This window comes from Bacteroides sp. MSK.20.82 (genome assembly GCF_019052485.1).
Lineage (GTDB): Bacteria > Bacteroidota > Bacteroidia > Bacteroidales > Bacteroidaceae > Bacteroides > Bacteroides thetaiotaomicron.
In genome coordinates this window covers 238,168-250,676 of record NZ_JAHQUN010000001.1, presented here as the reverse complement: position 1 = coordinate 250,676, position 12,509 = coordinate 238,168, and the positions used below count along the sequence as shown (strand labels likewise).

Sequence of the window (12,509 nt, the reverse complement as noted above, 5' to 3'; positions counted from 1 at the left end):
CTAAGAATTATGAAAACGACTTCTACATGGTGGAAAATCTTACTCAGTGGTCTGTTATTGGCTGGAACACTGGTAGCTTATGCCGACGCTTACCAGCCATCTTACTCCACAGCCGGCTTTTATCAGCTTTCCAACACAGGCCGCACAGCGTATAGCATGAACCCAGCCTGGCGGTTTTACAAAGGTCATATCGAAGGGGCGGAACAGCCGGAATTCAATGACAAAGACTGGAACATCGTATCACTGCCCGACGGCATAGAATACCTCCCTACCGAGGCAAGCGGATGCATCAATTATCAGGGTGAAATCTGGTATCGCAAGCATTTCACTCCCGAGGAAAGCTGGAAAGGGAAACAGCAGTTCCTCCATTTTGAAGCCATTATGGGAAAGTCAAAAATATGGGTAAACGGCAAGTTACTGAAAGAACATTTCGGTGGTTTTCTGCCTGTCATCGTAGATGTCACTTCCAGTCTGAAGTACGGAGAAGACAATGTAATCACTGTATGGGCAGACAACAGTGACGATCCCTCCTACCCTCCCGGCAAACCGCAAGATGCACTGGATTTTGCATACTTCGGAGGAATTTACCGGGATTGCTGGATGATAGTTCACAACAAGGTATTCATCACCGATCCGAATTATGAGAACGAGACAGCCGGAGGCGGATTGTTTGTCTCTTTCGACAAAGTTTCCGAGCAATCCGCACAGTTGAAACTGGATGCACATATACGCAACACTTCCGGAAAGTCCTTCGGTGGTAAAATAATCTATGAACTCTATGACCGCGACGGCAAACGTGTTCTCTCTAAGGAGACCGGTTTGTCGGTAAGCAAGGGGCTTGCGAAACAAACTTCCTGCAAAGTGACTGTAGAAACACCTCATTTATGGTCACCCGACAGCCCCTACCTTTACAAACTACACATTTATATAAAGGATAAAGCCGGTAATACCATTGACGGATATTACCGCCGCATCGGTATTCGCAGCATTGAATTTAAAGGAAAAGACGGATTCTGGCTGAATGGCAAACCTTATCCCTATCCTCTGATGGGAGCCAACCGTCATCAGGATTTTGCAGTGATAGGCAACGCCTTACCCAACAGCCTTCATTGGCGGGATGCGAAGAAATTGCGTGATGCCGGAATGCGTGTTATCCGCAACGCCCACTATCCGCAAGATCCGGCGTTTATGGATGCTTGTGATGAATTAGGACTGTTTGTTATTGTCAACACACCGGGATGGCAATTCTGGAATGATCAGCCGATCTTTGCTCAAAGAGTGTATAGTGATATCCGCAATATGGTTCGCCGCGACCGCAACCACCCCAGTGTATGGATGTGGGAGCCGATTCTGAACGAAACATGGTATCCGGCGGATTTTGCCAAAAATGTAGTAGACATTCTCAATGAAGAATATCCGTATCCGTATTGCTATGCCGGATGTGATGTAACCGCACGTGGACACGAATACTTCCCGATACACTTCACCCATCCGATGAACGGAGGTGGCGGAGCCTTTAACTCCGAAAATTTAGACCCGAAAATCAGTTATTTCACCCGCGAATGGGGAGATAATGTGGACGACTGGAATTCTCATAACTCGCCAAGCCGGGTCAACCGTGGCTGGGGAGAAGTACCGATGCTGATACAGGCACAGGGCTATGCTAAGAACGATTATCAGCTTACCAGTTATGATATATTGTACAGAACTACCAGACAACATATGGGTGGTTGCCTGTGGCATTCATTCGATCATCAGAGAGGCTATCATCCAGAACCGTTCTACGGAGGTATCATGGATGCCTTCCGACAACCGAAGCTATCTTATTATATGTTCTGTTCCCAGCGTCCTGCCGAACCCAACAAGGAATTGATCGCAGATAACGGACCGATGATTTACATAGCTAATGCCATGACTCCTTTCTCTCCGAAAGATGTAACGATATATAGCAACTGCGATGAAGTTCGCCTCACCTATTGCAAGGGAGGCAAAGAGTATACTTATCATAAGCCGGCAAATGAAGTCGGAATGCCTTCACCCGTCATCACATTCAAGGATGTATTTGATGTCATGTATGATAAAAAGCTGTCACGCCAAAAGAAACAGGCAGATTCTTACCTTTTGGCAGAAGGATTAATGGACGGGAAAGTGGTTGCGACACATAAAGTAACACCCACACGCCGCCCGTCAAAACTATTGCTCTGGGCAGATGACGAGAAAGTGCAGATGAAAGCGGACGGATCGGACATTGTGACGGTCATTGCAGCCATCGCAGATGAAAACGGAAACATCAAGCGTTTGAATAATTATGAAGTAAAGTTCGAAATCGAAGGACAGGGACAACTGGTTGCCAACGAAGAAACATTCACCAATCCACGTCCGGTACTTTGGGGAACTGCTCCGGTGCTGGTAAGATCTACCACCACACCGGGAGAAATCAAAATCCGCGCATCGGTGGTATGGCAAGGCAAACATACGCCGGTTCCGGCAGAACTGATTATTCCTACTTTTCCTTCGGAACATATGCTGGTAGCAGACAAAGAAGAACTGACACAAGCACAATCCGCAAGCAAAGATGCCGGAAATAAGGTGAATGCCGCCTCATCCGATTGCGAAAAGCGTGTACTTGAATTACAACAGGAACTGAACCGCCTGAAACTGAAAGAAGTAGAAAAGCAACAAAGTGACTTTGAATAATGCACATGGTTCTATCTATAAACAGAAAAACACAAACTTATTAAAATACAGTTATGATAAATAGAATAGTATATACTTCATTTTTGTTAGGAGCGAGTTTCGCCAGTACAGAAGCACAGGTAAGTACTCCTCCCAATATTGTATTGATTTTATGTGACGACATGGGATTCTCCGATCTGGGTTGCTACGGAAGTGAAATCCAGACTCCCAACATAGACCGTCTGGCAGAAAACGGGGTACGCTTCAGCCTGTTCAAAAATACAGGAAGAAGCTGCCCCAGCCGTGCTGCTTTACTGACAGGGCATTATCAGCACGAAGCCGGCATGGGATGGATGACGGCAGTAGATGAACACCGCCCCGGATACAGAGGACAAATTACGAAAAACATCCCCACCATTGCCGAGGTGATGAAAGCGAATGGCTACAGCACATATATGAGCGGTAAATGGCATGTCACAGTAGACGGAGCTTTTGATGCTCCCAACGGCAGCTATCCGGCCCAACGGGGATTTGACAAATATTACGGTTGCCTGAGCGGAGGAGGCAGTTATTATAAACCGACACCGGTATACAGCAATCTGACCCGAATCACTGAATTCCCTGATGACTATTACTATACCACTGCCATCACCGATTCCGCCGTCAGTTTTGTCAGGCAACACCCTACAGACAAACCGATGTTTATGTACGTAGCTCATTATGCCCCTCACTTACCCCTCCAGGCTCCTGCCGATCGTGTAGAGAAATGCAGAGACCGGTATAAAGTGGGATATGACGTGTTGCGCAAACAACGTTTCGACAGGTTAAAGGAACTGAAGTTCATTTCGGACGAGATGGATTATCCTGTCTACCAAAAAGAATTTGGCGGGAAACGTCCCTCCTGGGAAACGCTTACACCCAAGCAACAGGAGCAATGGATCACCTATATGGCGACTTATGCCGCCATGATCGAAATTGTGGATAGCGGAATCGGTGAACTGGTGGAAACCATCAAGGAGAAAGGGATGCTGGACAATACCGTATTTATCTTTTTAAGCGATAACGGTGCAACCAAAGAAGGCGGATACCTTGGGCAGCTTATGGCTGATTTGAGCAATACTCCTTATAGGAGCTATAAGTCACAATGTTTTCAGGGAGGCACAAGTACCCCTTTTATCTTATCTTATGGCGATGCCGAAAAAAACAAGATGAAAGGTCAGATTTGCAGGCAACCTGCCCACATTATAGACATACTGCCTACCTGCATGGATATTGCCACAGCTACTTATCCGTCAGAATTCAAAGAGAATTTGCCCGGCAAGAGCTTACTCCCTCCAATCCATGGAAAAAAGATAAAGCCCAGAGAATTATACTTTGAGCATCAAAGTTCCTGCGCCATTATTTCCAATCATTGGAAACTGGTACGCGGCAGCCGGAATGAACCATGGGAGCTAATCGACTTATCGGCAGATCCGTTCGAAACCAAGGATTTGTCCGCCCAATATCCGAAGCTAGTGAAAAAACTAGAGGCTAAATGGAATAAATGGGCGAAACAATGTAATGTCTTTCCACTCGAAAACAAACCTTGGACCGAAAGAATTAACTACTATCTGAAACAAAATCCGGATCAAAGCGGAATAGAATAAAATCCGGGAACAATAGCCTTCTTAATACTAGGTTTAGAAAAAAGACTGTTCCTTTTAGACGAACAGTCTTTTTTCTGTTTACAAGACATATTGTTTGTATATAGCTGTTTTTTTATTACTTTTGTGCTTTCAGCCCCAAAGAGCTGTAACACACTTAAATTCATGAAATATACTTTTATCTAATAATAAACACGCTACGACAATGAGAAAGAAACATTCGCTCCTATTTTGTGCCTTATTTACGATTTTTACGGGACATGCAGAAGATACGGATTATACCAAAGGACTTTCTATCTGGTTTGATTCTCCCAATACATTACAAGGAAAAGAAGTCTGGCATAGTTCCAAACAGGATGCCAGTTGGGAATCACAGTCATTGCCTATAGGTAATGGAAGTATCGGTGCTAATATTTTGGGTTCAATAGAGGCGGAACGCATAACTTTTAATGAGAAAACGCTTTGGCGTGGCGGTCCTAATACAGCCAAAGGAGCAGATTACTATTGGAATGTGAACAAACAGTCCGCGTACATCCTGGACGAAATACGTAAAGCGTTCGTAGAAGGAGACCAGAAAAAAGCGGAAAAACTGACACGCGAGAATTTCAACAGTGAAGTCCCTTATGAATTTTCCAGAGAAAAGCCTTTCCGGTTTGGTAACTTCACTACAATGGGAGAATTCTATGTAGAAACAGGATTAAGCACAATAGGTATGAGTGACTACAAACGTATCTTATCATTGGATTCGGCAATGGCGGTGGTTCAGTTCAAAAAAGATGACGTAGCATATCAGCGTAACTATTTTATTTCTTACCCTGCCAATGTGATGGTGATGCGTTTCAGTGCCGACCAACCGGGCAAACAGAATCTCACTTTCAGATATGCCCCCAATCCGGTATCTACAGGACAGTTCTCTGCCGACGGTAATAATGGTCTTGTTTATACGGCTTCTCTGGATAATAATGGAATGAAATATGCAGTCCGTATTCAGGCAACAGTAAAAGGCGGTACCTTAAACAACACAGATGGACGGATTACAGTGAAAGAAGCTGATGAAGTCGTATTCTATGTGACTGCAGATACCGATTATAAAATGAATTTCGCACCGGACTTTACCGATCCTAAAACATATGTCGGTGTTAATCCGCTTGAAACAACCCAGCAATGGATGAAGGATGCCGTAGCCAAAGGATATGCCAACTTACTGGACGAACACTACAAAGACTACGCTTCTTTGTTCAACCGGGTGAAACTGGAGTTGAATCCTACAGTGAAAACATCCAATCTGCCCACTGCTCAACGACTGAAAAACTATCGGAACGGACAACCTGACTACTACTTGGAAAAGCTCTATTACCAGTTCGGACGCTATCTGTTGATAGCCAGTTCCCGACCGGGTAATATGCCTGCCAATCTGCAAGGCATCTGGCATAACAACATAGACGGCCCCTGGCGTGTGGATTATCATAATAACATTAATATCCAAATGAACTACTGGCCGGCCTGCTCTACAAACCTGGATGAGTGCATGCTCCCGCTAATTGATTTCATCCGTACCTTAGTGAAACCGGGTGAAAAGACCGCTCAGTCTTATTTTGGTGCAAGAGGATGGACAGCATCTATTTCCGCCAACATCTTTGGCTTTACTACCCCATTGGAAAGTCAGGACATGTCCTGGAACTTTAATCCGATGGCAGGTCCCTGGCTGGCAACTCACGTTTGGGAATATTATGACTATACCAAGGACCTGAAATTCCTGAAAGAAACAGGATATGAACTGATTAAGAGCAGCGCCAACTTTACTGTTGACTATCTTTGGCATAAACCGGACGGAACGTATACGGCTGCCCCCTCTACTTCACCGGAACACGGCCCTATCGATCAGGGAGCTACATTTGTGCATGCAGTTGTCCGTGAAATCCTGCTGGATGCCATCCAAGCGAGCAAAGAATTGGGAATAGACAAAAAGGAACGTAAACAATGGGAGCACGTGCTTGCCAATCTCGTCCCTTATAAAATAGGTCGCTATGGTCAGTTACTGGAATGGTCAACCGATATCGACGATCCGAAAGACGAACATCGCCATGTAAATCATCTCTTCGGTCTGCATCCCGGACACACTGTTTCTCCTATCACTACTCCCGAACTGGCAGAAGCTGCCAAAGTTGTATTGGTGCATCGTGGCGACGGTGCTACCGGCTGGAGTATGGGATGGAAGTTGAACCAATGGGCACGCCTGCAGGATGGAAATCACGCCTATACCCTCTTTGGTAATCTGTTGAAAAACGGAACAGTAGATAACCTTTGGGATACACACCCGCCTTTTCAAATAGATGGAAACTTCGGTGGCACAGCAGGTATCACAGAAATGCTGTTGCAGAGCCACATGGGATTCATCCAACTGCTGCCTGCATTGCCGGATGCCTGGAAAGACGGTTCGATTCAAGGTGTATGCGCCAAAGGAAATTTCGAGATAGATATGATATGGAAAGACGGGCTCTTGCAAGAAGCCACCCTTCTATCCAAGGCGGGAGAAAATTGTACCGTAAAATATGCCGGTAAAACAATCTCTTTCAAGACTGCAAAAGGACGTAGCTATCAACTTAAATATGACAAAGAGAATGGATTAACCCAAATCAGACAATAGCACTGAATCTATTTCATTCAGATGAACACATTTACCCCCAATATCGACCATGAAAATTTATACTTGCCTTTGTTTGCTTTTCTTAGCCGGATATCTGGTTGCCCAGAATAATACTTCGGCTTTGTTGCCCATGCCCAATCAGATCACACCGGTAAAAGGGAAACCTTTTACCGTCCGTTCCGGAAAGACGGCTATCTATTTGAATCAGCCGGAATTGCAGTTTACAGCAAAGACGCTGCAAACGATATTACAAGACAGGATGCAGGCAAAGGTTCCACTTGCATCCGAATCCGGCCGTGCGGACATCCGTTTGCTGGTTGATCCTGCAATGGAAGGAAAAGAGCATTATCGTATCAAAATAACCTCCAAAGGGATCACTATCAGCGGAGCTACCGCAGGAGCGGTCTATTATGGAGTCATGACGATGGATCAGCTTCTATTAGGTGACGCGTGCGCCACTGCACACAAGGAGATTTCTCCAATCCGCATTGATGATGCACCCCGCTTCCCTCATCGGGCATTGATGCTCGACCCTGCCCGTCATTTCCTTCCGGTAAATGATGTGAAGTTCTTCATTGACCAGATGGCACGTTACAAATACAACATACTCCAGTTGCACTTGACAGACGACCAGGGATGGAGAGTCGAAATAAAAAAACATCCTAAATTAGTCGGCAAAGATTATTATACGCAAGAGCAGCTTGCCGAAATCATTCAATATGCCGCCCAACGGAATATCGAAGTCATTCCCGAACTGGATATCCCCGGACATACAGTAGCTATACTAGCCGCCTATCCCGAATTGGGATGTACACACACCGATACGCTACCTAAGATAGTAGGCAAAACTACAGATCTAATGCTTTGCGCGAACAATGAGAAAGTGTATTCCGTATATCAGGATATCATCAAAGAAATATCTTCCTTGTTCCCATCCGATTACATACATTTAGGAGGCGACGAAGCTGTGATAGAAAAGAACTGGACCCAATGTAGCCGTTGTCAGGCCATGATGAAAAAGCTAGGTTATCAGAAAGCTTCACAGCTCATGATTCCTTTTTTCAGCCGTATGCTTTCTTTCGTCCAAGAGAACAATAAGACTCCTATACTTTGGTGCGAACTGGACAATATTTATCCGCCTGCCAACGACTATCTCTTTCCTTATCCCAAGAACGTAACTTTAGTAAGCTGGCGTGGAGGATTGACACCTACCTGTCTTGAACTTACCCGAAAACACGGTAATCCGCTTATCATGGCACCAGGTGAGTACGCTTATCTGGATTATCCGCAACTGAAAGGAGATTTTCCCGAGTTCAACAATTGGGGTATGCCCGTTACTACTTTGGAAAAGTCGTATCAATTCGACCCGGGATATGGCGTGCCTGCCGAAGATCAGGCTCATATCACCGGAGTTATGGGAACTTTATGGGGAGAAGCGATACGAGACATTAACCGGGCAACTTATATGGCATATCCCCGCGCTTTCGCATTGGCAGAAGCCGGATGGACACAAATGAAATTCCGTAATTGGGAATCATTCAAACAACGTCTCTACCCCAACCTAACTAATCTGATGAAGAAAGGGGTTTCGGTACGCGTTCCCTTTGAAATAGCTGACAAGAAATAGATTCAAATTAGTTTCTGACAAGTATCCTTTTTGCCATTTCTATTCGTTCTTTAAAATATGCGCAAACGGTTTCCCAGGGATAATAGGGAAAACGAGAAGTTGCAATGGGGAGTTTCGCTTCTTTTTCATTCAAAAGAATCTTAACCCATACCCCACGGGCTTTATCATGGTAGAAAATCCATTGTACATTAGCAGCCATTGGAGATATCTCATAATCTTTCCAATATCGGGAAACTGAATCAGGATTGGAAATTTGAACATCCGTATTCTCTATGCCCATCAATGCCACAAAAGGGATCACCGTTTCCGCATGAGCAAAACGAAAGTTCGCAGCATTATCAGACTTGCCTTTTATTACTTCATCAGTAGTATAAATGAAATCTGATAACAAAGGCCATGAAATGGCAACAGGCAACATCCTTCCGACAGGTGCGGAGCTTTTACTCATATATTGTCTCAAATTCTGAGTTTGCCAATAGCTACGCCATTCTTCCATTGTGAAAAGGTCGTCTAAATTCGTCAATAGACCTGTATCAGGAAGTATGGCAGCTATGGAAAACAAAGCCATAACAACCTCTTCCGCTTCTTCATCGGTCTCTCGTTCCGGTTCAATAAAAAATTTCTTCATGATAGAAGCAGAAGATATTTTATTCCGTACAAATGCTTCATATATAGAAAGCCAATCACCATTATTCTTATAATTTACATAAGATTTGTTTAAATCAAAAAAGCGGAGAATATCATCGTATTGCCTCCCCTCATTTCGTTGTATACGTAAAGAAGGATTATCCTGCATCAAACGAGTAAGAAATGCATCCATACTATTTATACACCGAGGAACATAGGTTGCTATAGCCTCGACTTTAACCGAATTACTGAATAATTGAGGATAATGTCTCATCATACGTCCGGCAATTCCCTTTTGTTCCAACTCTCCCAACACTGACAGTTTTCCCCACTGTCCCTCAAAACTATCAGATAAATGCTGTAATGTAGAGAGTAATATTTTCCCATCAGTTGTTAGTCTGTTTTCCTGTTGCCCCAGTATAAGTGCTTCTTTAGCCTTATCCAGTGCCTTCCCTGAAGTTGGGAACCGGGCTCCATGTCTTCCCAAATGGTTGATATAAAATGGCACCATATCACTAGTAGAAAGATGGAATGAATCTTCCTGAACAGGATATAGCATTGCTGTTCCTGCATATTGTTTTATTACATCCTGTCCCCAAACACTGGAAATAGAATAAAACATAAAAATCCCAATTAACAATAACCCTTTCATATTATAAATCCATTATATTTATAGGCTATAACGATGAAAACAATGATTATGTTTACCCAAACTCACACATAAAACCCTAAGATTTCAGTTTCAACTGGTCATTTATGAACAGTCTCTATATGAATAGAAAAATAAAGTTGTACTATACACACTTTCTATTCTTAAAGAGACAAGCATACCTTTCCATACAAACAAGTGAATATATATAATTTAGGGATAAAGCGTTTTTTGCAACCATTTAAACAGTAGTATAAAACGGAAAGCATACTACTATTATTAAGTTAATATACAAATAGATACAGATCATTATATTCTCAACATGTTCTCATGCCTTTGAGAAAAAATTCTCACCATAATGAGAAAAAATACTCATGCCTTTGAGAATATTTTCTCATTGCAATGAGAAAAACTTCTCATTGCGGTGAGAATAAAAGTCCCTTGTAGGAATCTGATAATGATTCACTACTTCACGTTTTATAGATGCTTTAATTCATGACGGAATAAAGAAAAGGATAAACTTTCGATGCTATTACTTGAAGATTTCAAATAAGTTCTTGTGGAACTTGGTTAACTCTGTCTTTTAATAAATCCAATACTGTTTGTATTCACCAATATCATATTTATGTCTGTGCAAATATAAAACTATTTTTTAAAGAATGATATAATAACCCCATTTTTTCTTTATTTTCCTCCTAATAAAATGTTTTTTCCAACGAATACTCATCAAAATAATACAATTTGAGTCTCTATATTAGTACTCAAAATATAATAAAAGTCATTCTTATTCATAAGCAACTCATAGACTACTATTTAGCTATTCTCCATATAATTATATCAAGTTCCACAAGAACTATAATCTAATTTGTATTTTTTATAGAAACAAAACAGCACAGTTCGGCATTGCAGAAAAAAAAGATATAATATGTTAGCCTTTTAGTATAAATAAAATAACAATAATGCCTATGGAGAAATAAATATTAAACTATTTAATGTACACACAACATTACAGAAAATACATGATTTAAATTAATCATGTATACAACGAAGCGAAATCCTATATCAAGGAAAACACAATGAAAGATTGCCTATACAGACAATAGTTTGAAATAACCTTAATAGTTTAACTAATATCATTTTCATGGAAAACACATCCTAGGACTCCACTCGGAGATCTCGCCAAGCGAGAGTTCTCTGTTTACTCCAAGTATACATTTAGCAACTTAAATCTCTCCCCTTGCCGAGGAGTATTAACATTTAAATACTATTTATGAAAAAGAAAATCACACAAACGTTACTGCCAATAGTTATGGGATTATCCCTAATAATGCAGTTTGCCTGTTCGGATGACGATAAATCAGGCGGAAATTATAATGGACCTCTAAAACTAACCACTTTTTATCCGGATTCAGGATATCTTTCCTCCAAAATTATAATAGAAGGTGAAAATCTAGGAACAGATGCTTCTAAATTGTCAGTCTACTTTAATAAAAAGAAAGGATACATTTCACAAGCATCCGGAAATATTCTGATGGTTTATGCACCTAAATTACCGGGAGACACCTGTATCATCTCTGTAGTAAAAGGAAATGATTCTCTTACTTTCGACAACAAATTCCGCTACATCTCCCGTTTTACAGTAGAAAATGTATGTGGTAAAACAGGTAGTGGATATAATATTGGCGGAGATCTTGCCAGTACAACCTTTGAAGCTTGGCGATTAAAAGTAGGATGCTGCGATCCGGAAGGGAATTATTATTCATGTTATTCTTCATTTGGAAATAATGGAGGTCTTGCGTTAATCAGTGAGAAAAAAAACCAATCAAAGAAAATCATATCAGAAATGGTTAATGATGTAATGTATCACAATGTAACCGAGAAACTGTACGCCGTAGGTACACAAAAAAACGTCATTTATGAGATTGATCCTTCCAACGACTGGAAAGTTAAGCGACGTTACTTGAAACCACAAGACCCTCCTGCCAAACAAATTGACTACAACTCTACAGCTTGTATAGCTTATTGTACTACAGATGGCTACTTTTACGGCCGTACGGCAACCAAACAATTATTCCGATTTAAACTGGAAGATATGGTATGTGAATACATCAAAAACGATGTATATAACTCGACAACTCCAGAAACAGAAAACAGCTATATTGTCAGCATGATGTTCGACCCGACTGAACCAACTCATCTATATACTTCTTACGGAGCATCTTCTGTTATAACCATGCAGGATGTATCGAAACCTGAATCTGAAGAAATAATATATGCCGGACATCTTAATGTAAGAGCTGATAATACGAGTACTACTCAAGTAATTAATGGATATCGGACAGACTGTTTGTTTAACTGGAACAACCAAATGACCATTATAGTAGACGAATCTGGACAAAAAAACATGTACATTGCAGATGCCGGAACCCAGACCATACGCAAAATTGATATGAATACAGGTATGGTAACAACCGTTGTAGGCAGACAAAATGTTAAAGGTAACCAAAGTGGCACTCCACTGGAAGCCACCTTCAACTGGCCCAAGGGAGTAGGATTGACTGCCGAAGGAGATTTGTATATTTCAGACTGCGGGTCCGGATGTGTCCGCAAGTTGAGTCTGCGTTAACCCCAATAATCATA

Annotated in this window: 6 protein-coding genes; 5 read left to right on the top strand and 1 reads right to left on the bottom strand. The window is 42.0% G+C overall.

Going from position 1 to position 12,509, the window contains the following annotated elements:
• Positions 1–9 precede the first annotated feature (9 nt).
• The 4 genes from KTR07_RS01120 to KTR07_RS01105 all read left to right on the top strand — a co-directional run bounded on the left by KTR07_RS01120 (position 10) and on the right by KTR07_RS01105 (position 8,593).
• Entirely contained in the window at positions 10–2,697 is a 2,688-nt protein-coding gene (locus KTR07_RS01120; RefSeq protein ID WP_070750402.1) for a glycoside hydrolase family 2 TIM barrel-domain containing protein, read from the top strand.
• A 53-nt stretch (positions 2,698–2,750) separates the two neighbouring features.
• Positions 2,751–4,322 (top strand): arylsulfatase, encoded by a 1,572-nt coding sequence (locus KTR07_RS01115; RefSeq protein WP_070750403.1) that lies wholly within the window; start codon positions 2,751–2,753, stop codon positions 4,320–4,322.
• A 202-nt stretch (positions 4,323–4,524) separates the two neighbouring features.
• Positions 4,525–6,966, top strand: coding sequence for a glycoside hydrolase N-terminal domain-containing protein (locus KTR07_RS01110; protein WP_070750404.1), 2,442 nt, complete (start codon positions 4,525–4,527; stop codon positions 6,964–6,966).
• Between the two features lie 49 nt (positions 6,967–7,015).
• Positions 7,016–8,593: a beta-N-acetylhexosaminidase gene (locus KTR07_RS01105; RefSeq protein ID WP_048693566.1), complete on the top strand. Its 1,578-nt coding sequence runs from the start codon at positions 7,016–7,018 to the stop codon at positions 8,591–8,593.
• Between the two features lie 7 nt (positions 8,594–8,600).
• On the opposite strand, the gene KTR07_RS01100 is transcribed toward KTR07_RS01105, so the two are convergent.
• Entirely contained in the window at positions 8,601–9,872 is a 1,272-nt protein-coding gene (locus tag KTR07_RS01100; RefSeq protein ID WP_070750405.1) for a histidine-type phosphatase, read from the bottom strand.
• 1,267 nt (positions 9,873–11,139) lie between these two features.
• Here KTR07_RS01100 and KTR07_RS01095 point away from each other — a divergent pair.
• The gene (locus tag KTR07_RS01095) at positions 11,140–12,495 is read left to right on the top strand and encodes an IPT/TIG domain-containing protein (protein ID WP_080973887.1); all 1,356 of its coding nucleotides are present in this window, start codon (positions 11,140–11,142) and stop codon (positions 12,493–12,495) included.
• Positions 12,496–12,509 lie beyond the last annotated feature (14 nt).

What these genes read in the sequence shown, in the direction of transcription:
- KTR07_RS01095 (WP_080973887.1), top strand. Translation starts at nt 11,140, where the DNA reads ATGAAAAAGAAAATCACACAAACGTTACTGCCAATAGTTATGGGATTA.
- KTR07_RS01120 (WP_070750402.1), top strand. Translation starts at nt 10, where the DNA reads ATGAAAACGACTTCTACATGGTGGAAAATCTTACTCAGTGGTCTGTTA.
- KTR07_RS01115 (WP_070750403.1), top strand. Translation starts at nt 2,751, where the DNA reads ATGATAAATAGAATAGTATATACTTCATTTTTGTTAGGAGCGAGTTTC.
- KTR07_RS01110 (WP_070750404.1), top strand. Translation starts at nt 4,525, where the DNA reads ATGAGAAAGAAACATTCGCTCCTATTTTGTGCCTTATTTACGATTTTT.
- KTR07_RS01105 (WP_048693566.1), top strand. Translation starts at nt 7,016, where the DNA reads ATGAAAATTTATACTTGCCTTTGTTTGCTTTTCTTAGCCGGATATCTG.
- KTR07_RS01100 (WP_070750405.1), bottom strand. Translation starts at nt 9,872, where the DNA reads ATGAAAGGGTTATTGTTAATTGGGATTTTTATGTTTTATTCTATTTCC.